The organism is Pseudomonas sp. GYB4201, from assembly GCF_056312595.1.
Genome location: NZ_JBWGIG010000001.1, coordinates 409,084 through 431,746, shown reverse-complemented (window position 1 = coordinate 431,746; position 22,663 = coordinate 409,084). Strand labels below are relative to the sequence as shown.

Sequence of the window (22,663 nt, the reverse complement as noted above, 5' to 3'; positions counted from 1 at the left end):
CATTATGCGTCATGCCAGGGGAGCCAGGCACTCAATCAGCGCTTCGCGCCAGTTGGGCAAGTGCAGGTTCCACTGTTGTTCCAGGCGGCTGCAGTCCAGGCGCGAGTTCAACGGGCGCACCGCTGGCGTCGGGTAGGCGCTGGACGGAATGGGCTCCAGCGTCGCGCACGGCTTGTCCTGCGCCAGCAGGTGCTTGCCGATTTCCTGGGCGAAACCGAACCACGAGGTTTCACCCTTGGCGGTCAGGTGGTAGGTGCCCCACGGGCCGGCCTGGCCGTTGAGCCAGTGCTCGATGAGGGTCTGGGTGGTGGCGGCGATGGTGCCCGCCCAGGTGGGCGCGCCGATCTGGTCCGCCACCACGCGCAGCTCCGGCTTCTCTTGCAGCAGGCGCTGCATGGTCAGCAGGAAGTTGCGCCCGTGCAGCGAATACACCCAACTGGTACGCAGGATCAGGTGCTTGCCGCCCACGAACCGAATAGCCTTCTCGCCCTCCAGCTTGCTGCGCCCGTAGACGCCCAGCGGGTTGGTTTCGTCGTCCTCGGTGTAGGCGCCTTCCTTGCGGCCATCGAACACGTAGTCGGTGGAGTAGTGGATCAACGGGATGTCCAGCGCGGCGGCCTCTTCGGCGAAGATGCCGGGCGCGGTGGCGTTGATGGCGAAGGCCAGATCCTCTTCCGTTTCCGCCTGGTCCACCGCCGTGTGCGCGGCGGCGTTGATGATCAGGGTGGGGCGCAGCGTGCGCACTACTTCGCGGATGGCTTCGGGCTGGGCCAGGTCCAGCTTGTCGCGGCCCAGCACGTGCAGCTCGCCCAGGTGGCCCAGGCGTTGTTGCAGTTCACGCGACACCTGGCCGAACTGGCCACTGATGAGGATCTTCTGGCTCATGGGAACAGGTCAGCCTCTTGCAGGGATTTGCCTTGCTGGTCCTTGGCCGACAACTGCGGGACGATGCCGTCCAGTTCCCAGTCAATGGCCAGTGTCTCGTCGTCCCAGCGAATGCAGCGCTCGGCGGAGGGGGTGTAGTAGTCGGTGGTCTTGTAGAGGAACTCGGCGTGGTCGCTGAGCACCACGAACCCATGGGCGAAGCCCTTGGGGATCCACAGCTGCCGGTTGTTTTGTGCACTCAGGCGCACGGCCACCCATTTACCGAAGGTGGGCGAGCTGCGACGGATGTCCACGGCCAGGTCCAGCACCTCGCCGGCGGTGACCCGCACCAGCTTGCCCTGGGCGTTTTCGATCTGGTAATGCAGGCCACGCAGCACGCCTTTCTGCGAGCGCGAGTGGTTGTCCTGCACGAATGCTTCGGTAATGCCGGTGGCCTGCTCGAAAGCCTTGGCGTTGAAGCTTTCGTAGAAAAAGCCGCGCTCGTCACCAAATACCTTGGGCTCGATGATCAAGACCTCGGGTAGTTCGCTGGCGATCACATTCATCTGGTTTCCCCTGCAATGCTGTACAGATATTGGCCGTAGCCGGTCTTGCCGAAATATTTGGCGCGCACGAGCAGTTGCTCGCGGTCGATCCAACCGTTCTGGTAGGCGATTTCCTCCAGGCAGGCCACTTTCAGCCCCTGGCGGTGCTCGATGGTCTGCACATACTGCGAAGCCTCGATCAGGCTGTCGTGGGTGCCGGTGTCCAGCCAGGCGAAGCCGCGGCCGAAACGCTCCACGCGCAGGTCGCCGCGCTGCAGGTAGGCGTTGTTGACGTCGGTGATTTCCAGCTCGCCGCGTGGGGACGGTTTCACGTCCTTGGCGATCTGCACCACGTCGTTGTCGTAGAAATACAGGCCGGTCACCGCGTAGCTGGACTTGGGCTGCGCCGGTTTTTCCTCGATGGACAGCGCCTTGCCGTCCGCGTCGAAGTCGATCACGCCGAAGCGCTCCGGGTCTTTTACCCAGTAGCCGAACACCGTGGCGCCCTTGGGCTGGCTGGCGGCGCGCTTGAGCTGCTCGCCGAAGTGCTGGCCGTGGAAGATGTTGTCACCCAGGATCAGGCACACCGGGTCCTTGCCAATGAATTCTTCGCCAATCAGGAATGCCTGGGCGAGGCCGTCCGGCGAGGGCTGCTCGGCATAGCTGATGCTGATGCCGAACTGGCTGCCGTCGCCCAGCAGCTGGCGGTACTGCGGCAGGTCGGTGGGGGTGGAGATCAGCAGGATCTCGCGGATGCCTGCCAGCATCAGCACCGAGATCGGGTAGTAGATCATCGGCTTGTCGTAGATGGGCAGCAGTTGCTTGGAGACACCCAGGGTGATGGGGTGCAGGCGTGTGCCGGAGCCACCGGCCAGTACGATACCCTTGCTCATGCGATCAGATCCTTTGGTTCGGTGGAGCCCAGGCGTTCGCCCTGGTAACTGCCGTCCTGGACGCGACGGCACCATTCCTGGTTGTCCAGGTACCACTGCACGGTCTTGCGCAGGCCGGTCTGGAAGGTTTCATCGGGCACCCAGCCCAGCTCGCGCTCGATCTTGCTGGCGTCGATGGCGTAGCGCAGGTCGTGGCCCGGGCGGTCCTTGACGAAGGTGATCAGCTCGGCGTACTGGCTGATGCCGGCCGGGTGGTTGGGCGCCAGTTCGTCCAGCAGCGCGCAGATGCTGCGCACCACGTCGATGTTCTGCTGCTCGTTGTGGCCGCCGATGTTGTAGGTCTCGCCGACCTTGCCCTCGGTGACTACCTTGAACAGGGCGCGGGCGTGGTCTTCCACGTACAGCCAGTCGCGCACCTGCTTGCCATCGCCGTACACCGGCAGCGGCTTGCCCTTCAGCGCGTTGAGGATGACCAGCGGGATGAGCTTTTCCGGGAAGTGGAACGGCCCGTAGTTGTTCGAGCAGTTGGTCACCAGCACCGGCAGCCCATAGGTGCGCTGCCAGGCCCGGACCAAGTGGTCTGAGGCCGCCTTGCTGGCCGAGTAGGGCGAGCTGGGGGCGTACGGGGTGGTCTCGGTGAACAGGTCGTCGACGCCGTGCAGGTCGCCATACACCTCGTCGGTGGAGATGTGGTGGAAGCGGAAGGCTTCCTTTTCGCCCGCCGGCAGCTTGGACCAGTAGGCGCGGGTGGCCTCCAGCAGGCTGTAGGTGCCGACGATGTTGGTCTGGATGAAGTCCGATGGACCGTCGATGGAGCGGTCGACATGGGACTCGGCCGCCAGGTGCATGATTGCATGGGGCTCGAAGCGAGCCAGCACGGCACTCACCGTGGCCTGGTCGGCAATGTCGGCCTGGACGAATTCGTAACGGCTGTTGCTGGCAATGCTGGTCAAGGATTCCAGGTTGCCGGCGTACGTCAGTTTGTCGAGGTTGAGCACTTCGTGCCCAGTGTTTTCAATCAGATGGCGCACGAGGGCCGAGCCAATGAAACCGGCACCTCCGGTAATCAGGATTCGCATATCGATATGCCTTCTTCCATAAACTGACATTGAGCCGATGGAGCATAGCTTGTGGGCAAGGATTGCCTGGTGCAAGCGTGATTCATCGACAAATAGTCACAAGCAGCCATGAGTCATCAAATTTCTCGCGGTGCTTGCGTAACAAGGGGCGCAATGGCGATATAAGCGCTTAAAACTACAAGAGGTCGCCCTGATGTCGCTTGCCACGTTGATTCACCGGTCCAGCCAGCCCAGCCCCACCGTCGGCGTCGCACAGGCGCTGGAGCTGCTGCGGGCTTACTACGGCCTGCACGGTGCGTTGACGCCATTGGGCAGCCAGCAGGATCTTAATTTCCTGGTTGATACCGATGATGGACGCTTTGTACTGAAGATCTGTCACGGTGGCTACGCAACCAGCGAGTTGCAGGCCCAGCATGCCGCCCTGGCCCACCTGCGGGCGCGTGGGCTGCCGGTGCCCGCGGTACGCCTTGCCAATGATGGCCGCGACCTGTTGAGCCTTGCGGTCGATGGGCAAGCATTGCAGGTGCGGGTGCTTGAATACGTTGACGGGCAGCCATTGACCCGGCTGCGGTATTTCACCCCCGGTTTACGGGCGGAAATCGGCCAGTTGTGCGCGCACGTCGACCAGGCCCTGGCCGATTTCGACCACCCCGGGCTGGCCCGCACCCTGCAATGGGACCCGCGCCACGCCCATGCCTTGATCGCCGAGCTGCTGCCGTCGCTGGCCGACCTGGACCGTCGCAGCCAGGTGGCCGAAGCGGCGGCCCAGGCCGAGCAACGGCTGTTGGCGGTGCAGGATGAGCTGCCCAGCCAGGCGGTGCACCTGGACATTACCGACGACAACAGCGTGTGGCGCCGCGACGCCCAGCGCCACTGGCGCCTGAGCGGGCTGATCGACTTCGGCGACCTGGTGCGCACCTGGCGCGTCGCGGACCTGAGCGTGACCTGCTCGGCGCTGCTGCACCACGTGGACGGCGACCCCTTCGCGATTTTGCCGGCCATCAAGGCCTACCACGCCCACAACCCGCTGACCCGCGCCGAGTGGCTGGCGCTGTGGCCGATGGTCGTCGCCCGCGCGGCCGTGCTGGTGCTCAGCAGCGAACAGCAGTTGAGCGTTGCCCCCGGCAACGCCTACATCGCCGAGAATATCGCCCATGAGTGGCAGATTTTCGACGTCGCCACCTCGGTGCCCTTCGACCTGATGGAGGCGGCCATCCTGCAGGCGGTCGGGCTGGCGCCCACGTTGCCCGACCTCAGTGGCTGCGCCCCGCTGTTGCCCAGCCTGCAGCCCGCGGCATTCCAGCGCGTAGACCTGGGCGTGCTCAGCGAGCATTTCACCGAGGGTAATTGGCAGCAGCCCGGCGCCGACGAGCGGCTGCTGATGGCGTATCCACAGGCGAGTGCCCTGTACGGCCAGTTCCGGCTGTCGCGCACCTGCATCGACAGCGCCCAGGAGCCCGACACCTGCGCGCTGCACGTGGAACTGCACGTGCCGGCCGGCACCGCGGTGCAGGCGCCGTTCGCCGGTCTGCTGCGCCGCGCGGCCGACGCCGGGCTGTGGCTGGTGGGCGCAGGCGTCAGCCTGCACCTGTGGGGCGTGGACAGCGAGTTGGCTGCCGACACACCCCTGGCCCGTGGCCAGGCGCTGGGCCAGGCCAGCGGCATGCTGGTGGTACAGCTGTGCAGCGCCGAGGAACTCAGCCCGCCATTGTTCGCCCCGCCCTCGCGCGCGCTGGCCTGGCAGGCGCTGTGCCCCTCGCCGCGGCCGTTGCTGGGCTTCGATTGCGATGCGCCACCCCAGGTTGACCCCCAGGCCTTGCTGGCCCGCCGTGACGCCAGCTTCGCCCGTTCACAGAAGCACTATTACCAGGCGCCGCCGCAGATCGAGCGCGGCTGGCGCAACCACCTGATCGACCTGCAGGGCCGCTCCTACCTGGACATGCTCAACAACGTCGCGGTGCTGGGCCACGGCCACCCGCGCATGGCCCAGGTGGCGGCGCGGCAGTGGTCGCTGCTCAACACCAACTCGCGCTTCCACTACGCCGCCATCGCCGAGTTCTCCGAACGCCTGCTGGCGCTGGCGCCCGAGGGCTTCGACCGGGTGTTCCTGGTGAACAGCGGCACCGAGGCCAACGACCTGGCCATCCGCCTGGCCTGGGCGGCCAGCGGTGGGCGCGACATGCTCAGCGTGCTGGAGGCCTACCATGGCTGGTCGGTGGCCACGGATGCCATTTCCACCTCCATCGCCGACAACCCCCAGGCCTTGAGCACGCGCCCCGATTGGGTGCACCCGGTTACCGCGCCCAATACCTATCGTGGTGCGTTCCGCGGCGCAGGCAGTGCGGCAAGCTACGTGGCCAATGTCGATGAAACCCTCGCCAGGCTGACCGCCGAGCACCGCCAGGTGGCGGGCTTCATCTGCGAGCCGGTGTACGGCAACGCCGGTGGCATCGCGCTGCCGCCGGGCTACCTGCAACAGGTCTACGCCAAGGTGCGCGCCTTGGGCGGCGTGTGCATCGCCGACGAAGTGCAGGTGGGCTACGGGCGCCTGGGCGAGCATTTCTGGGGCTTCGAAGAGCAGGGTGTGGTGCCCGACATCATCACCATGGCCAAGGGCATGGGCAACGGCCACCCCTTGGGCGCGGTAATCACCCGCCGGGAAATCGCCGAGGCGCTGGAGGCCGAGGGTTACTTCTTCTCCTCCGCAGGCGGCAGCCCGGTCAGCTGCCAGGTCGGCATGGCGGTGCTGGATGTGATGGCCGAGGAAGGCCTGTGGGACAACGCCCGCGTGGTGGGCGGCCACTTCAAGGCGCGCCTGGAAGGCTTGATCGAACGCCACCCGCTGGTGGGCGCCGTGCATGGCTCGGGCTTTTATCTGGGGGTGGAACTGGTGCGCAACCGCGAGACCCTGGAGCCGGCCACCGAGGAAACCGCGCAGCTGTGCGAACGCCTGCGCGAACTGGGGATTTTCATGCAGCCTACCGGTGACTACCTGAACATCCTCAAGATCAAGCCACCGATGGTCACTACCCGCCAGAGCGTGGATTTCTTCGTGGATTGCGTGGACAAAGTATTGTCTGAGGACCTTTGATCCGGATTAATATCGATTATGTGTCGGTTTAAAATCACAAGCTTCCAACAATCCTGAATTTACTTTATCTTTATTCAGATATTTATCGATTTGCTGAACGCCCCCGAGGGGGCCCAGGAGTCTGACCCGCCATGACCACGCTAACCACTACCCCACGCGCCGACGGCTTCCACATGCCTGCCGAATGGGCTCCGCAAACCCAGGTGTGGATGGTCTGGCCCGAGCGCCCGGACAACTGGCGCCTGGGCGGAAAGCCGGTGCAGGCTGCCCACGTGGCCCTGGCCAAGGCCATCGCCCGTTTCGAACCGGTAACCGTTGCCGTCTCTGCCGGCCAGTACGACAACGCTCGCGCACGCCTGGACGCACCGAATATCCGCGTGGTGGAAATCAGCAACGACGACGCCTGGGTGCGCGACACCGGCCCAACCTTCGTCATCAACGACCAGGGCGAAGTGCGCGGCGTGGACTGGGGCTTCAACGCCTGGGGCGGCTTCGACGGCGGCCTGTACTCGCCGTGGAACCGTGACGAGCAGCTGGCCAGCAAGGTGCTGGAGATCGAGCGTTGCAACCGCTACCACACCGAAGGCTTCGTGCTCGAAGGCGGCTCCATCCATGTGGACGGCGAAGGCACCCTGGTGACCACCGAGGAATGCCTGCTCAACCGCAACCGCAACCCGCACCTTACCCGTGAGGAAATCGAGGGCGTGCTGCGCGACCACCTGGCGGTGGACACCATCGTCTGGCTGCCCGACGGCCTGTACAACGACGAAACCGACGGCCACGTCGACAACTTCTGCTGTTACGTGCGCCCGGGCGAAGTGTTACTGGCCTGGACCGATGATTCCAATGACCCCAACTACAGCCGCTGCCGCGCAGCCATGAGCGTGCTGGAGCACACCAAGGATGCCAAGGGGCGCACCTTTGTGGTGCACAAGATGCCGATCCCCGGCCCTTTGTACGCAACCGAAGACGAATGCGCGGGCGTCGATCCGGTGGCTGGTACCCAGGAACGCAACCCTTCCGTGCGCCTGGCAGGCTCCTACGTCAACTTCCTGATCGTCAACGGCGGCATCATCGCGCCGAGCTTCGACGACCCCAAAGATGACGAAGCCAAGGCCATCTTGCAGCGCATCTTCCCCGATCATGAGGTGATCATGGTGCCGGGTCGCGAACTGCTGCTGGGCGGTGGCAATATCCACTGCCTGACCCAGCAACAGCCGGCGCCGTTTAAAGGCTGATCGAAGAGTCAAATGAAGAACCCGTCATGTGACGGGTTTTTTGTATCTGTGCGGAAATGTCCGGCTTGCGTGGCACAGGTTTTGTATCGGATACAACGGCTTAAATGCCGGTACGTGTCAACCGTACTGTCATAAAGCGTGGGTAAGTTTGCCGCTCACGGATCCGGGAAAAAGGTGTCGATATGAACGCAATCAGTGAGCCGGCTTCGCATCCATCGTCTATCACTGCAGAGTCCCTGCAGCGTGTGGCGCAGTGGTTGAAATGCAACGGCAGTATCAAGATTCAAAAGGCAGACCCCCTCCAGGTGCTCAGCGAGCGCTACCCGGCAGGCCTGCTCAGCCAGGCGGAACTTGAAGCGCTGCTGGGCTCCTTCCACCACTAGTTGCAAAGTCGTCACGACGACGCAGTGCCATGAGGCATGGAGCCTCCCCCTCCTGTTGCAAATTTGGTTATAACCCCCGAACTTCTTGTAAATTGACACTTGCGCTGGCCCCCCGCTAGGATTCCGCCCAACGCCTGTGGCTAACAGCCACCTGTCCAGTATTCGATAAGGCCCGCGTTGCATTCGTGCACGCGGGCCTTTGCGTCTAGCGTCGGGGAGAACTTACTGGGCGGGGCGTCTTAACCAGCAATAAGGAAAACAAGATGTTGAACAAAAGTATCGGTCTGATCGCCCTTGGGCTGATCGGCAGCACCCAGGCCATGGCCAGCGATCAAGACGATGCAAAAGGCTTTGTCGAAGACAGCCACCTGTCGGTGCTGGTGCGCAACGCCTATATCAACCGTGACTACAAGAACCACAACGACGACAAGTCCGAGTGGGGCCAGGCCTTCATCGGTACCTTCACTTCCGGCTTCACTCAAGGCACCGTGGGCGTGGGCGTCGATGCCTTCGGCCTGTACGCCAAGAACCTGGAACAGTCCGACAGCCGCAGCGGCGCTGGCGGTATCGACTTCTTCCGCCAGGGCAGCGACGGTTCGCCTGCCAGCGACCTGGCCCGTGCCGGCGCCGCGGTCAAGTTCCGCGTCTCCAACACTGTGCTGAAATACGGCGACCAGATGCCGTCGCTGCCAGTGCTGAGCTACGACAACAGCCGCCTGCTGCCGGAAAGCTTCACCGGTACCATGATCACCTCCAAGGAGATCAAGGGCCTGGAGCTGAACGTGGGTCACTTCACCGAAGAAGCGCAGAAAAGCGCCGAAGGTCGTGACAGCGGCGAGCTGAAAAGCCTGAACGTCTATGGCGGCAGCTACGCCTTCACCGACAACTTCAAGGCGTCGCTGTACGGCACCACCATCGAAAACGTGATGAAGAAGCAGTACCTGGGCATGACCTACGTATTGCCGATCCAGAAGGACCAGTCCCTGACCCTGGACTTCAACGGCTACAAGTCCGAGATCGACAAGCAACAGGTCACGAAGGCCGAGCTGGACGGCGACGCCAACACCATCTGGAGCCTGGCGGCCACCTACGCCGTGGGCCCGCACTCGTTCATGGTCGCGCACCAGAGCAGCACCGGCAGCACTGGCTACAGCTATGGCGGCTACCAGCGTAAAGGCGGCGTCGGCGACGGTGGTACGTCCATCTACCTGACCAACTCCTACTGGTCGGACTTCAACGGTGAAGACGAGCGTTCGTGGCAGCTGGCCTACGGCCTGGACTTCGGCGCCTACGGCGTGCCGGGCCTGACCTACAAGTTCGCCTACGTGCGCGGCGACAACATCACCGCAGGCGACGCCACCGGTGGTACCGAGCGCGAAATCTTCAACCAGCTGCAGTACGTGGTGCAGCAAGGCCCGGCGAAGGACCTGACCCTGCGCGTGCGCAGCTCGATCCTGCGCGTGTCTGACAACGTCAGCGCCTACAACGTCAGCGGTAACGAAGTTCGCGTGTTCGTCGACTACCCAATCAACATCTTCTGATTGGCTGGCAACGCATGACCAACAAGCCCCGCTTATAGCGGGGCTTGTTGTTTGTGGGCGCATGGGCTGGGTTGGCCGGTACACGGCTTGTGCGCCTGGGGTACTATCGGATCCTCATTCGCACAGGACGTTTCGCGCCATGCTCCAGTTGCATCTTCGATTGGGGGCCACGACGCTGGCCTTGTTCGTCAGCCTGATGGCAGGCGCGGCAGTGCCGGCAAGTGCAGGGGAAATGATTGCCCTAAGCTCGGCCCAGCAGGAAATGGTAGACGGTATGGTCAAGCTCGACGGTAAGGTCGAGTATCAGAATATTGCCTTCGGCTTCGGCGTGCTGCCCGGAGTGCCCACGGCCTATCAGGGCAGCGGCACCGATGACGGCGTGCTGATACCTTTGGGCGGCGACCGCGAGATCACCGTCAACGCCGGTTACGACGCAGCCATGCTGGGCAGCACCCGGGCGGTGATGGACAGTGAATTGTCGGAAGTGGAGCCGGGCGGTGTGCAGCGCTCACCCGTGGTGCTGGATGCGCAACCCGCCGAGCAGGCCCAGTGGAGCGATAGCCAGGCGGTGCGCCGGGTGATCGTCGAATACCGCAGCACCGGCCCGGATGACGGCATCAACTACACCCTGCGCCTGCGCACCGATGCCCAGCACCAGCAGGCCGATGGCCAGGCGTTCGACGCGGTGGTGAAGTCGTTCAAGCACTACCAGATCCAGGAAGACTGACCCCTCCTAACACACCGCCCGCGCAAGACGCCGCCCCCGTAGCAGCGGCCGCAGGCCGCGTCCCACTCGCCGCGACCCGCCTGAAACACCACCTGCGCGAGACGCCGCCTGGCGGCAGCTGCTACGGCCCGCCGCACCGTAGCAGCGGCCAAAGGCCGCGTCCCCGACGCCGCGGTCCGCCTGGCACACCGCCTGCGCAAGACGCCGCCTGGCGGCAGCTGCTACGGCCCGCCGCCCCGTAGCAGCGGCCGCAGGCCGCGTCCCATGCACTTGCAGCCAACCACATCACTGCTCGGTAGGAACAATCTCCACCGCAGTGATCTTCCAGCTGTCCTTGTCCTTGGCCAGCGTCACCTTCAGCACCTGGCTGTTGTCCTGGGTGGTGCCCAGCACCACGTTTTCCTGGGCGGTCGCGCCCTTGGCGGCCGTCTCGGTGACCTGGATATGGGTCAGCCAGGAATCATCGTAGTCCTGGGACTTGATGAAGTAATCCTCGTCCAGCCCGTCCTCGCTCTTGGCCTGCTTGTCGATCGACTTGATCAGGCTGTCGGCCACGTACTGCTGCATCTGCTGCGGGTTGTCATCCAGCGGCACCTTGTCGTCGCTGAGCCGCTTCAGGTACCAGGCGTAGAAACTCTGGGTGGTTTGCTGGGCCGACGCAGGGGCATCGGCCATGGCGATGGAAAGGTGGAAACCAGCCAGTACACACAACAGGGAAAGCAGACGCTTCATGATCAGTTACCCAACAGAATGAGTGAGGGGTTGACGCAGCAAAGGCGTACAAAACAGCACGCATAGTACAGAGACCGGGCAGGGCAGGGCCAGTTGCACCACGCACAAATGAAAACGCCACTCGGGTGAGTGGCGTTTTTTTCAAGCGGCGGTCAGTAGTGGAAGTTCAGCGTCACTTGCGCCGAACGCCCCTCTGCCCAGGTGGCGTAGATGGGGTACGAGGAGGCGAAGTACTTGCGGTCGAACAGGTTCTTCAGGTTCAACTGCACGTCCATGGACTTGGAAATCTTGTAGGACGTCATCGCGTCGAATTCCGAATAGCCCGGGGTCCATTTTTTCGTCGTCGCGCTGACCGAGGCGTAGGTCAGGCTGGAGGCTTTCATGCCGGCGCCCACGGTCCAGTCCGGGTTGATGTCGTAGTAGGTCCACAGGGTGACGTTGTGCTTGGGCACCATCACCATCGGCAGGCCGTTGCCAGTAGGGTTGGACGGGCCGGCGTCGGTGGTCACCGCGTCCAGGTAGGAATAGCCGCCGAACACGCGCCAGTTGCTGGTCAGGTCGCCCGCTGCGCCCAGCTCCACGCCGCGCACGCGCTGGGAACCGGCGTTGACGATGCCGCCCAGGCCATCGCTGACGCGGGCATTGGTCTTGTCGGTCTGGAAAATCGCCGAGGTCAGCGACAGGCGGCTGTCCAGCACGTCCCACTTGGCGCCCACCTCGATGTTGCGGCTGCGCTCCGGCGACAGGTCATTGTTGGTGGCGGTCAGCTGGTCGCTGCCACCGCCCAGGCCACCATTGGCGCCCGGCGGGTTGGCCGAGGTGCCGTAGGAGGTATACAGGCTCAGGTTGGTGACCGGCTTGTACACCAGGCCCACCTGGTAGCTGAACAGGTTGGCGATGTTCTGCAGGTCGGCGGCGCCCGACTGCTCGGCCTGGATGTTGTAGTAATCCAGGCGCACGCCGGTGTTCAGCAGCCATTGTTCCGACAGCTTCAGGCTGTCGAAGGCGTAGGCCGATGCCGTGTTGGTAGTGGTATAGGTGGGCTTGCCGGGGAAGCTGTCGCCGTTCAGCGTCGAGGTGCCGGTCCAGTCCATGTCCGGGTCCCACTGGCCGATATAGGTGCAGTTGCCGGCCACCGCGCAGCTGCCGCCGGTACGGATGTTCTTGCCGGTGCTGTCGGCCACCAGGTAGCCCTCGTACTGGCTCTTCTCGTGGCTCAGCTCGATGCCGGTGGTCACGGTGTTGTCCAGGCCGAACAGCGAGGTCTGGCCGGTCAGCTCGGTCTGGTTGGCCAGGGTGTTGGTGGCGTACTTGCCGCTCTTGGCCTGCAGCTGCAACTGGTTGGACGTGGCGCTGACGAACTGCGGGTTGGTGGCGATGTAATCCAGGGTCGAACGGCCGTAGGTGGTGGTGTTCTTCACCTTCCAGTTGTCGTCCAGCTCGTGCTCCACGCGGATCTCGCCGGTGTCGGTCTGGCCACGGCGGTAGTCGCGGTCCTTCAGGCCGTAGAACTGCGAGCGGCTGATCTCCGATGCAGGGGTACCACCGGCAGCGTGGAACGGCACGCTGAAGTCCGGCATGTCGTCGGTGGACAAGTGGTAATAGCTGAGCGTGACCGTGGTCGGCTGGCCCAGCCCGAACGCGATGGAGGGCGCGATGCCCCAGCGCTTGCTGAACACATCGGTGCGCCCCGGCTGGTCGGCGTCGTGGCCCATCACGTTGAGGCGGAAGGCAGTGCTGTCGTCGATCACCCGGTTCACGTCCAGGGTGGTGCGCTTGTAGGAATCGGTACCCACGCCAACGCTGGCATCCAGCGAGTCCACCAGCTTCGGCGTCTTGGTCTCGATATCGATGCTGCCGCCCACCGCGCCGCGCCCGGCGTACACCGAGTCCGGGCCCTTGATCACGCTGATGCGCTCCACGTCGAAGGTCTCGCGGTTCTGCACGCCGGTGTCGCGCATGCCGTCCACGAAGATCGAATTGCGCGACTCGAAGCCCCGTATCACCGGCCGGTCCGCCGACGGGTTGGCCGCCGCGTCACCGCCCAGGAAGGTAATGCCCGGCACCGTGCGCAGGGCATCGGTGAAGGTGGTGGCGCCACTCTTCTTGATCACTTCCTGCGGAATGACCGTGATCGAACGCGGGGTGTCGATCAACGGCGCCGTCAGCTTGTAGGACGGCAGCTCTTTGGTCTGCGTCTTGGCGTCGGCAACGGCGTCCACGGCCGTGGACGGCAAGGTGATGTCGGCCGCGTGGGCCAGCGGCATCAAGGTAACGAACGTGCTACAGAACAGGGCGGTATGCAGGCGTGATGGGGTGAACGTGAGCATGGGTTTTCCGCAGAGGGGCGAACGAGGGTGCGGAAAGATAGAGGGATTGTAACAAGTTGTAAATAAAACATATTCGTATTCGCGTTATATTTACACATCCCCGTAGCAGCGGCCGCAGGCCGCGTCCCATACGCCGCGCATGGGGGCTGGCCTTGGACGCAGCCTTCGGCAGCTGCTACGGGGGAGGGTTTAACGCACTGGGTTGCTGACGCCTTCGATCTGGCGTTTTACCTGCAACGGGTCGTCGATGCCCTTCAGCACCAGGTCGCTGATCCCGCGCCCGGTAATGCGCACCGTGCCGAAGCCCAGCAGCCGGCCCATCACCGTCTGGTCCAGGTCCACGGTCTCGATCGACGACAGCTTCATCTCGTCCGTGGTGCGGCTGATGATCCCGCGCTTGTGGATAACCCGCTTGTTGGTCACGCCGTTCTCCTGGCAGCGCAGGCTCAGCCACTTGTAGATGGCCACCGGCGACAAAATGCCCACGGTCAGCACCGCCAGCAGCACCCAGAACCACACATTCACCCAGCTCAGCCAGTGCAGCTTGAAAATGGCCTCGACCTGCTCGCCGGTCGACAGGGAACTCTCGATATAGGTTTTGCTCGCCACGGGTAACTCCTTGCAGTTGATGCGCAGGACTCTACCACCCCCAGCCGGCGCAACGGCAAGCACACCCGTCGGACAGACGGTTGCCCCCCGGCCAACCTGTGCGATGATGGCCCCAGGCCTTCTTCATGGTGACAAGCGTGGACGCTGATAGCGAACAGCCCCCACAGACCGACGTGACCGCAGACGAGCGCTTCCAGGGCCTGACGCGCTTGGCGCAACGACAGTTCGCCGTCGCCTGCGCCATGCTCATGCACACTCGCGACGGCCAGCCCGTGCTGCGCGCCAGCAGCGGCACGGCGCCGCGCGGCGACGCCGAAGTGCCGCGCAGCACCACGCCCATCCTCGATGCCGCCGGCCAGCCCCTGGGCGCGTTCATTCTGCTGGGCCGCCAGCAGCTGCACCCCGGCGAACTGCAACTGATGCACGACCTGGTGCAACTGGCCGCCGCCGCCCTGCTGGCCGAACAACAGGAAGCCGCCACCCGCCAGCAACTGGCCCGCCTGGCCCTGGCCATCGACAACAGCGGCACCGGCGTGTGGGACCGCGACGTCGCCAACAACCAGATCCACTACTCCGCCGGCTGGAAAGCCCTGCTGGGCTACGAGCCCCACGAACTCACCCCGCACCTGAGCGACAGCTACAACCGCGTCCACCCCGACGACCTGCCCTTCGTGCAAGCCACCATCCAGGCGCACTTCCAGCAACGCACCAGCGCCTACGAAGTGGAACACCGCATCCGCTGCAAGGACGGCACCTACAAATGGATCAACAGCCGCGGCAAAGTCGTCGCCCGCGACGCCGCCGGCAACCCCCTGCGCATGATCGGCACCACCACCGACATCACCGAGCGCAAGCGCCTGGAAGCCGACCTGCAGGCCCACGCCAGCATCGACTTCCTTACCCAACTGCCCAACCGCCGCCACTTCATGCAACAACTCAACGCCCAGCAAAACAACGCCTGCGTGCTGATGCTCGACCTCGACCACTTCAAACACATCAACGACCGCTGGGGCCACGCCACCGGCGACCTGGCGCTAAAACACTTCGCCAGCATCCTCAGCGCCCAACTGCGCAAGACCGACGTCGCCGGGCGTATCGGCGGCGAAGAGTTCGCCGTGTTGCTACGCGGCACCCACAGCCGCGAAGCCTGCGCCTTCGCCGTGCGCTTGCAGGAAATGCTGGCGGTGACGCCGTTGATGCATGGCGGGCAGGTGATTGGGCTGACAGTAAGCATCGGCGTCAGCGACCTGCGCGAAGGGGATGGTGGGGCAGAGGCAGCCATGGGCCGCAGCGACCGGGCGCTGTACCGCGCCAAGGCCAGCGGCCGCAACCGCGTAGTCGCCGAATGAAACATTTCCCCTCAATTACCCACGACCGTTCATCGGCATTGGCGCCCGTGTAGGGGGCCTTTCCCCAACCCCACTCGCTACACTGGGGGCATACTTTCGAACCGCGTGCCCCATGAGCCAAGCTGCCTTCATCAACCCCACATTACTTGCCTGGTCCCGCGAGCGCGCCGGCCTGTCCGAAGCGCAGCTGGCAAAAAAACTCCAGGCCAAGCCCGAGCGCGTGCGCACCTGGGAAACCGGCCAGAGTCTGCCCACGTTCAAGCAGGCGCAGCATTGGGCCAACGTCGTTCACGTACCGTTTGGCTTCCTGTTCCTAAAGGAACCGCCGGTTGAAAAGCTGGCGCTGCCAGACCTGCGCACCGTCGGCAACGTCGCGCCGCAACGCCCCAGCCTCAACCTGATGGATACCGTCAAAGAGGTCATGGCCAAACAGCAGTGGTACCTGGAGTACTTGGACGAGCACGGGCGTGAGCCACTTCCCTTCGTGGGGCGCTTCGATCGCTCGGCTGCCGTTGCGGACGTGGTCGCCGACATGCGCGCCACCCTGGCAACGGACCCACACGCCGGGCGTTTCACCTACGAAGAGTACGCGCGGCACCTCATCCAGGCGTGTGAAGCCATCGGCATCCTGGTCATGCGCAGTGGCGTCGCCCTGGGCAACACCCACCGCAAGCTGGATGTCGGCGAGTTTCGTGGCTTCGCCATCAGCAACGTCTACGCCCCCGTCGTGTTCATCAACAGCGCCGACGCCCCCACCGCACGCTTGTTCACGCTCATGCATGAACTGGCGCACCTGTGGATCGGCAGCAGCGGCATCTCCGATGGCGGCGGCCCCGAAGGGCGGCAGGAAGAAGTGTTTTGCAATGCCGTGGCTGGGGAGTTCCTGGTGCCCGAGCAGCAACTGCGCAAATTGTGGCAGGCGGACATCGACTGGCAACAGAACCTTACCCCCTTGGCCAGCCATTTCCACGTCAGCACGCTGGTCATAGGCCGTCGCGCGCGCGACCTTGGCCTTGTCACTCGCGAGGCCTACAGCGCGTATTACCTTCAGGTGCTGCAAGCCTACCGCGACAAGGAAGGCGGGGGCGGCGACTACTACCGCACCGCCACCGCCAAGAACAGCGCACGGTTCAGCAAAGCCGTGCTGGCGCAGACCATGAGTGGCCGAATGCTGTTGCGCGAGGCAGGAGCACTGCTGGGCGTGCAGCCCGCGAAACTGAAAACCTATGCAGGCAAGCTCACGGAATGAAACACCTACTGGATTCGAACACGCTCATTGAAGCCAAGAACCGCTACTACTCAATGGCTGTCTGCCCTGGGTATTGGAGCTGGTTGCTGTTGCAGAACGAGGCCGAGCAACTCGCCAGCATCATCCCCGTGCGGGATGAGCTGATCAAAGGCAATGACGAATTGACCCAGTGGACTCACGAAAACGCTGAACTATTTCAGGACGTGAGCGACGACGCTACTCAAGAAGCTCTCATTCAAGTGGTCACCGCAGTAGCGGAGCACGCGCCTGCGATGAGCGCCGGTGCTATGGACGAATTTCTGCGCGGCGCCGATCCATGGCTGATCGCCAGGGCCATGACCACCGGTGCGGTAGTGGTGACGCACGAAGTCTACAACGCCGCAATCAAGCGCAAATTCATCATCCCCAACGTGTGTGAATGGTTCGGCGTGCCCTACATGAACACCTTCGACCTGCTGGGCAAATTGGAAGCCCGATTCGTGCTGCCCGCCTGACTGATCTACCGTTCAACCCGCTTCGGAAATTTCCTACTTCTTCCGCGCATCCCCTTACGGATCATCGCGACAAAGCCCACGGCTTCCCGCTCATGAACCTACAGGAAACCACCCCATGCGCATCGAATTCGACCTACCCCTGACCCCCGCCGAACTCACCGAAATAGCCCAGATCATCGGCACCCCCACCGCCACCCTGCCCACCGCCATGGCCGGCTACGCCACCTCGGCCCTGCAGGAATACCTGGGCATGATGCGCGGCCAGCGAGCCTTCAAGCGCGGCACCGACATCCACGAATACCGCCTCTTCCTGCTGGTGGAAAACGTCTTCGGCCGGCGCATCCCAGACGAACAGACCGTCAGCAAAATCTTCCAGACCACCCCCAGCGAAAGCCGCGGCCTGCTGCGCTCCATCATCTCCAAATACCAATACCTGCTGCGCGACGCCATCGACGCCACCCTGGTAGTGGTACTCGAAGCCGCCACCGCCCAAACCGCCACCGGCCCGTACCTGGTGACCATGAGCAGCGTCAACGTGATCGAAGAGCTCAACAAAAAACTCGCCACCCTCGACGGCACCCTGGCCTCCGTCAGCAAAAAGCGCGGCAGCGTGTCCACCTACGAAATCACCAAATCCTCCTACGACCGCTTGTGCGCAGAGCTGGGCGCCACCCCGGCGGCGTACGTGCCATGAGCGACGCCATCTCGGCGGCCAGCCTGCTGATGGCCGTGGTCGCGATTCTCTACGGCGCCTGGTACCAGGAGATCAACCACGCCACTCGGTTGAGTGTGCCGATTCACGATCGGCATGAGCCCTTGGCCGTGGTCGAGGCAGCCCTGTTCGGCCGGTGCCTGCCGTTGGCGGCGATGGGATTGCTGGTGGTACTGGTGTTTCTGCCGGATGTGTTGGAGATCGTTTGGCACGCGTTTGGAGTGGCGCGGGAGAGGGGGCTGGGGGCGTACGCGATGTACGACTCGGCGCGGGTGGCGTTCTGTTTGGTCGTGGTGGTGGGGGGAGCGGTGGCGGGGCATTTGTGGTGGATGACGGGGGTGTTGGTGGGGCTGAGGCGGCGGCTTAAGGCGTGATGTTCAGGGTATTTATCCACAGCCGGTTTGGCCGCCACTTTCGGTGTGGGAGCGGGCTCTGCCCGCGAAAAGAACGCTGCGGTTGTGCAGGAAAAACTATTAACATCAGTGAGTTATACATGTGGACAACTTGGTTTTGGCTCGGTCTTTAGGGCGCTTTGTGTTGTTGGTAAAAATATCCACAACACGCGCCTAGAGATTTTCCACAGGCGCCTAGCCCACCCACCGCGACCAAGTTATCCACAGCCAAATCGCTGACCTAAAGCGCCTGCCGAGCGTCCTCAATCACCGCACCCAACCGCTCCCGCAACGGTTCAATCAGGCACCGAACCTCGTCCGCCGGCAGCTGATCCGTATGCGCCGAATCCAGCAGTTTGGCCATCAGCGCCATCCCATCATGCACGTCGGCCGCGCCCTGAAATGCCCCTCTTAACGCCTCCACTTCAAGGATCACGATGCCCAGCATCGTCTGCCAATCCTGAAGCAACTCATCCTCCACCGGCTCGCCAGAACCGATGAACTGCTGAAGCTCGTTTTGCAGCTTGCGTAGGTATTTATCGATATTCACAGCAGCTAATCCTTGCGGAAGCCCGGCATCAAACCGCCACGCTTCGCGCTTAAAAAGGCAATGACGCAGCCTTCCATCATGACTGCGCCCAGGCGTCCTTTCCCTCAAGAAAGCACAGATTCTGCCGAATACTAAGGAAGTCTTAGTATGTGGTCAACGTGAATCTAAGAATCTCTTAGCCTTTACGCGGCTAAAAAATGAGCACGTTCAGCAAGCGGTTGAAGGAAGCACGGAGAGCGGCAGGGATCTCCCAGGAGCAGTTGGGGATCGAGGCAGGGATTGAACCGGCGTCGGCCAGCGCACGGATGAATCAGTATGAGAAGGACAAGCATGTGCCGAACCCGGAGATGGTGAGGCAGATTGCTGCGGTGCTGAGGCTGCCGGCTTCGTATTTTTACAGCGAGGATGATGATGAGGCGCGGTTGTTGGTGGCGTTTTATCGGATGTCGGGGGAGGAGCGGGCTAGGGTGATGGGGGTTGTGGCTGGAACAGGTTGAGGCGTTGCAGACCTGGGTGCTATTGGCCGGCTGACTGCTGCGCTTGAAGCATCTTGGTACGTTAATCCGCTGTTCAATCGAGCCTATAAGGATAAATTCGCGACGTGCCGAGATGAGTGCGGTCGTCCCGTAATCTTCTTCAAGGAAAAAAGCAGTGGGGAAGACAAAGCATTGCTTTTGTTGCGACGCGAGCGATGCGATGGTTCATTTCGACGATCGAGCCATGACTGTCGATTACCAGAGCCTCTTTCGTGAGGTGGTTGGACTTTCTGGCTGGGAGTGCAGAGAGTGTGGTGAGGCTGAGTTTGATGGGGAGAGCGCGGTCCGTTATGCAGCGGCGAGTGACCAATTGATTGAGGACGGTAGAGACTGTAGCCGCTGAGATGAAGAGTGCCCGCAAGAAGATTGTTTTCACGCAATCTGTCGCCTTTCGGTTCTGTTGAGAAGAATAGGTAGTTACCCACGAACCTGAGTTCAAGGATAGGAGTTGATGGGGTGCCAGACGGACTGTTGTTGGCTATAAGGTCACGATTTTTGCAGGACTGAAATTTGATGAATTTTTAGACTTACCTCATAGGGTATCTATAAACAAATCAGCTAGTTATGGCTTTCTATGAAATCGAATAAGAAGTTTTTTTGGTTAAAATTACTGAAGGTGATGTTGCGCGTAAGGTATGTTTTTTGATTCTTGCATTTTCTGCTGATGACGCCCGCGTCAAAGCGGGCGATATATGATCAGTATTCTTTCTAAGGATCTTTCTTAAGTTTTTCGCTTCATTAGCGCATAAAGCTTTTCACCGACATCTGGTCGGCTAAGTAAGTGCTGCAATGCACTTTCAAGTGCTTCTTTGTTTTCACAATATATCTCAGAATCTTGATTAATTATCTGGCAGGGATAACCATTTAAATCTAACTTCCAGCCTGCAATCTCACTAGCTGAATTATCTTCGGCTAGAGGATTTTTGGCGCCAATAAACTGATAATCTGGCTTGGGTTGACCACCTGAAAAGCCAACGAGAGAGGCAAATGGATTAGTCTTGGTATAGGTGTAAATTTCAAGTTTGCCATCGAACGCCTCAGAGAGTTGATCGTTGAGAGTCTTGAAAACTGAATATATTTCAGATCTATTTTTCTCTGCCTGTTGAGCAGCGTTTAGACCTTTCTGAAGAGAACTAATAAAGTCAATCATTTTCAGCTACCCTTTCAATTGTTCCATAAACTGGTAGGTGGTCAAACTTAGAGGATGAGTCCTTTACCAGCTTAGTGTAGTTGGAAAGCTCTAAGATGTGATCGCAATCGTCAGCTAAACGCCATTCCTTCCCAGCTATGAAGGCGTGGGAAAATATAATCTGGTCAAATGTATGCCATCTAGTTACTTCGCCGGATTTATAGTAATAGCTTCCAGCTGCGGGGCTCTCACTTTGAAGTTTTGATAAATATTTCCAAAATGGATTGTAAAGCAAATGTTGACGGCGATAAACTAAGTCGATGTCGCGAGATGCCATAAGCTGTTGGCTCATAGATTCGTCGAACGGTTCGTCATTGTAGTCGCCCAGGAGAATTAAAAAAGGATGCCCAGCAGTGGTGGAAATAATGCCGTCTATATTATCGCGCAGCCTAACTCCTAGTAAGTGACGCTTTGCATCATGCTGGCTACACCAAAGTCTGCTGGGCCAGTGAGATATGTATATGTGGAATAGTGAATCCGACCCAGTAGCGAAGGCTTCAAGTTTTTTTGCAACTTTTAGTATGGAGTTTCCACGGTCGGATATAATATCTTTTGTTGAGTGGATGTATAGTTTTCTGCTGTTATATATATAGCAGATGTCAAAACTTGATCTGCCAGCGTTAGATATTTCGTTGACGAATTTGTATCCGTCTACTTTGCATTTTTCTGAGATATAAGAAAAGTCATCGTCAGACATTTCTCCTAAGGCGATTACATCCGCTTCACAAACAGCAATCAAATACATTATGACGGAGCATGCGACATCTTGTTGCTCCTGAGTCGAGCGGCTGACCGCTGAAGGAGCTAAACTTGTGTTCCACCATGCAAATGTAATTTTCTGTCGTGCATCTGAAGTCATTTGTTATCAACCCATACCTACCCAATTCCTGCAGCACTCAATGTCGCCAAGATCAACTGGAATTGATCATAGGGCAATGGAATGATACTGCGTACGGTTGCTCAAAGGAAGCCTAAATAGCTTCACTAGATTACCTGTAGGGCGCACGCGTGAAGGGTGGCGCGCCTTGTGTTCTTCTAGGGTGGCGCGCGTGTGAGCTCTTGTTCAACTACTGCGGGTGCCTGCCGCCATATAGTGCCCGAAAACTACCTCCACAGTTGGAAATTTTGTAATGCTGACTGATTGGCTGGAATGTCTCTTGCAGTCACTATAAAACGGCGCCTGTGCGTGGCGTAAAGCTTGGAGATGATTAGTGATGTTGCCCGCGCTTCGACCTGCACTGGGAATTGCGCTGTGTCTCGCGATTAAGCCATTCGCATACTTCAATTCATACGACGTTAGTTCTGACGGGATGTTGTTGTGGGTGCTGCACAATAACAATATTCAAAGGGTCCACCCCAGCCAACAGCCGAGGCGAACCCAACGCTTATTTACAGCAGTTCGTCAATGCTGTCTCGCAGGTAGTTCCATGCTTGAAAAGCACGGTTTGCTAACCACAAGAAGCTCAGTACGTTTCGGATTAACTTCCACATACCTTGGCCTCCTTAGCGGTGGCCAAGCCTCCAGCATGCTTACCGGAACACGCATGCCTTCGGACAGTCTGCTGACGTATCCAGCGAGGCGGCCGGGCGGGTGACCCACTGCGCGAGTCCGGCACGGATTACGAGCCCGTGGAAGTGGGGCTTGAAATCTGAGCGGGCTCCGATCGTCTCATTGGGTGTCAGCAGTGAGAGCGGGCAGATGGTAATGTTTTTTTGGAATGGCGGCGGGACGGATTTCCGTATCAATTATATCTGGTTATTTCGTTTGTTTGAGTTCGGAGTTAATGGAATGGTTCGTTAATATATAATTTTGAGATGAAGAAACATTGTGTTAAGTGTTTGTGTTGACAGTGCAGGCGGTCGAGCCGTAGCATTTGCCTTCTGCTGACGTGTCCAGTGATGAACGTAAATCGGGATTACGGCCTGAATTTACTAGCTAAAAATTTATCGTGAGAACCCGCTGGCTAAGCGGGTTTTTTCGCTTTTGCAGTATGCAATGTTGAAGCGCTCGCTAGCGGCCGAGGGTAGTTGGCCGCTGCAAAGCCGGTATTCGATTGATAGCAGTTTGGATAAGCAACCGAGCCACGGGACACGCGGGCGAAAGCCTCCCCCCGAGGACATGCGAACCAACGAAAAAACCCGCCATGTTGGCGGGTTTTT

General features: G+C 60.8%; 22 protein-coding genes. 12 read left to right on the top strand and 10 right to left on the bottom strand.

Features of this window, described 5'->3' with window-relative positions:
- Nucleotides 1–9: 9 nt before the first annotated feature.
- From rfbD to rfbB, 4 genes are read right to left on the bottom strand one after another with little or no spacing between them, the layout of a single operon-like run.
- Complete coding sequence (gene rfbD, locus AC0Z2B_RS01940) at nucleotides 10–885, bottom strand: dTDP-4-dehydrorhamnose reductase (protein ID WP_476294904.1); 876 nt, start codon at nucleotides 883–885, stop codon at nucleotides 10–12.
- On the bottom strand, nucleotides 882–1,430 hold the full coding sequence (rfbC, locus tag AC0Z2B_RS01935; RefSeq protein WP_476294903.1) for a dTDP-4-dehydrorhamnose 3,5-epimerase: 549 nt from the start codon (nucleotides 1,428–1,430) through the stop codon (nucleotides 882–884). Before rfbC ends, rfbD begins: the two co-directional genes overlap by 4 nt.
- The gene (gene rfbA, locus AC0Z2B_RS01930; RefSeq protein WP_476294902.1) at nucleotides 1,427–2,302 is read right to left on the bottom strand and encodes a glucose-1-phosphate thymidylyltransferase RfbA; all 876 of its coding nucleotides are present in this window, start codon (nucleotides 2,300–2,302) and stop codon (nucleotides 1,427–1,429) included. Before rfbA ends, rfbC begins: the two co-directional genes overlap by 4 nt.
- Nucleotides 2,299–3,381 (bottom strand): dTDP-glucose 4,6-dehydratase, encoded by a 1,083-nt coding sequence (gene rfbB, locus AC0Z2B_RS01925; RefSeq protein WP_476294901.1) that lies wholly within the window; start codon nucleotides 3,379–3,381, stop codon nucleotides 2,299–2,301. Before rfbB ends, rfbA begins: the two co-directional genes overlap by 4 nt.
- Nucleotides 3,382–3,574: 193 nt before the next feature.
- Between rfbB and AC0Z2B_RS01920 the strand changes: the two genes are divergently transcribed.
- The 5 genes from AC0Z2B_RS01920 to AC0Z2B_RS01900 all read left to right on the top strand — a co-directional run bounded on the left by AC0Z2B_RS01920 (nucleotide 3,575) and on the right by AC0Z2B_RS01900 (nucleotide 10,361).
- A complete protein-coding gene (locus AC0Z2B_RS01920; protein WP_476294900.1) occupies nucleotides 3,575–6,472 on the top strand; it encodes an aminotransferase in 2,898 nt (965 codons plus the stop codon).
- A gap of 131 nt (nucleotides 6,473–6,603) precedes the next feature.
- On the top strand, nucleotides 6,604–7,710 hold the full coding sequence (aguA, locus tag AC0Z2B_RS01915; protein ID WP_416421951.1) for an agmatine deiminase: 1,107 nt from the start codon (nucleotides 6,604–6,606) through the stop codon (nucleotides 7,708–7,710).
- 182 nt (nucleotides 7,711–7,892) lie between these two features.
- On the top strand, nucleotides 7,893–8,093 hold the full coding sequence (locus AC0Z2B_RS01910; protein ID WP_476294899.1) for a hypothetical protein: 201 nt from the start codon (nucleotides 7,893–7,895) through the stop codon (nucleotides 8,091–8,093).
- Between the two features lie 263 nt (nucleotides 8,094–8,356).
- On the top strand, nucleotides 8,357–9,634 hold the full coding sequence (locus AC0Z2B_RS01905; RefSeq protein ID WP_476294898.1) for an OprD family porin: 1,278 nt from the start codon (nucleotides 8,357–8,359) through the stop codon (nucleotides 9,632–9,634).
- Between the two features lie 232 nt (nucleotides 9,635–9,866).
- The gene (locus AC0Z2B_RS01900) at nucleotides 9,867–10,361 is read left to right on the top strand and encodes a hypothetical protein (protein ID WP_476294897.1); all 495 of its coding nucleotides are present in this window, start codon (nucleotides 9,867–9,869) and stop codon (nucleotides 10,359–10,361) included.
- Nucleotides 10,362–10,646: 285 nt separating this feature from the next.
- Here AC0Z2B_RS01900 and AC0Z2B_RS01895 read toward each other — a convergent pair whose 3' ends face one another.
- From AC0Z2B_RS01895 to AC0Z2B_RS01885, 3 genes are all read right to left on the bottom strand, one after another.
- A complete protein-coding gene (locus tag AC0Z2B_RS01895; RefSeq protein ID WP_416421957.1) occupies nucleotides 10,647–11,093 on the bottom strand; it encodes a DUF3828 domain-containing protein in 447 nt (148 codons plus the stop codon).
- A gap of 152 nt (nucleotides 11,094–11,245) precedes the next feature.
- A complete protein-coding gene (locus AC0Z2B_RS01890; RefSeq protein ID WP_476294896.1) occupies nucleotides 11,246–13,423 on the bottom strand; it encodes a TonB-dependent receptor in 2,178 nt (725 codons plus the stop codon).
- A 189-nt stretch (nucleotides 13,424–13,612) separates the two neighbouring features.
- Nucleotides 13,613–14,032 carry a PH domain-containing protein gene (locus tag AC0Z2B_RS01885; protein WP_416421959.1) on the bottom strand — a complete coding sequence of 140 codons (420 nt, stop codon included), beginning with the start codon at nucleotides 14,030–14,032 and terminating at the stop codon, nucleotides 13,613–13,615.
- Nucleotides 14,033–14,169: 137 nt separating this feature from the next.
- Here AC0Z2B_RS01885 and AC0Z2B_RS01880 point away from each other — a divergent pair, with 137 nt between their 5' ends.
- The 5 genes from AC0Z2B_RS01880 (at nucleotide 14,170) to AC0Z2B_RS01860 (ending at nucleotide 18,210) form a co-directional block, all read left to right on the top strand.
- Nucleotides 14,170–15,381 (top strand): diguanylate cyclase, encoded by a 1,212-nt coding sequence (locus AC0Z2B_RS01880; protein ID WP_473005107.1) that lies wholly within the window; start codon nucleotides 14,170–14,172, stop codon nucleotides 15,379–15,381.
- A 112-nt stretch (nucleotides 15,382–15,493) separates the two neighbouring features.
- On the top strand, nucleotides 15,494–16,630 hold the full coding sequence (locus AC0Z2B_RS01875; protein WP_476294895.1) for an ImmA/IrrE family metallo-endopeptidase: 1,137 nt from the start codon (nucleotides 15,494–15,496) through the stop codon (nucleotides 16,628–16,630).
- Entirely contained in the window at nucleotides 16,627–17,124 is a 498-nt protein-coding gene (locus tag AC0Z2B_RS01870) for a DUF4411 family protein (protein WP_476294894.1), read from the top strand. Before AC0Z2B_RS01875 ends, AC0Z2B_RS01870 begins: the two co-directional genes overlap by 4 nt.
- Before the next feature lie 115 nt (nucleotides 17,125–17,239).
- Nucleotides 17,240–17,818, top strand: a complete 579-nt coding sequence (locus AC0Z2B_RS01865; RefSeq protein WP_416421962.1) for a hypothetical protein — start codon at nucleotides 17,240–17,242, stop codon at nucleotides 17,816–17,818.
- Nucleotides 17,815–18,210, top strand: a complete 396-nt coding sequence (locus AC0Z2B_RS01860) for a hypothetical protein (RefSeq protein WP_476294893.1) — start codon at nucleotides 17,815–17,817, stop codon at nucleotides 18,208–18,210. The genes AC0Z2B_RS01865 and AC0Z2B_RS01860 overlap by 4 nt, the downstream gene beginning before the upstream one ends.
- 259 nt (nucleotides 18,211–18,469) lie before the next feature.
- Here AC0Z2B_RS01860 and AC0Z2B_RS01855 read toward each other — a convergent pair whose 3' ends face one another.
- Nucleotides 18,470–18,778, bottom strand: coding sequence for a hypothetical protein (locus AC0Z2B_RS01855; RefSeq protein WP_416421964.1), 309 nt, complete (start codon nucleotides 18,776–18,778; stop codon nucleotides 18,470–18,472).
- Between the two features lie 197 nt (nucleotides 18,779–18,975).
- Here AC0Z2B_RS01855 and AC0Z2B_RS01850 point away from each other — a divergent pair, with 197 nt between their 5' ends.
- Nucleotides 18,976–19,275 carry a helix-turn-helix domain-containing protein gene (locus AC0Z2B_RS01850; RefSeq protein ID WP_476294892.1) on the top strand — a complete coding sequence of 100 codons (300 nt, stop codon included), beginning with the start codon at nucleotides 18,976–18,978 and terminating at the stop codon, nucleotides 19,273–19,275.
- A 154-nt stretch (nucleotides 19,276–19,429) separates the two neighbouring features.
- The gene (locus AC0Z2B_RS01845) at nucleotides 19,430–19,657 is read left to right on the top strand and encodes a YgiT-type zinc finger protein (RefSeq protein WP_476294891.1); all 228 of its coding nucleotides are present in this window, start codon (nucleotides 19,430–19,432) and stop codon (nucleotides 19,655–19,657) included.
- Nucleotides 19,658–20,035: 378 nt separating this feature from the next.
- Here AC0Z2B_RS01845 and AC0Z2B_RS01840 read toward each other — a convergent pair whose 3' ends face one another.
- Nucleotides 20,036–20,464, bottom strand: coding sequence for a hypothetical protein (locus tag AC0Z2B_RS01840; protein ID WP_476294890.1), 429 nt, complete (start codon nucleotides 20,462–20,464; stop codon nucleotides 20,036–20,038).
- A complete protein-coding gene (locus AC0Z2B_RS01835; protein WP_476294889.1) occupies nucleotides 20,457–21,362 on the bottom strand; it encodes an endonuclease/exonuclease/phosphatase family protein in 906 nt (301 codons plus the stop codon). The genes AC0Z2B_RS01840 and AC0Z2B_RS01835 overlap by 8 nt, the downstream gene beginning before the upstream one ends.
- Between the last annotated feature and the right edge of the window lie 1,301 nt (nucleotides 21,363–22,663).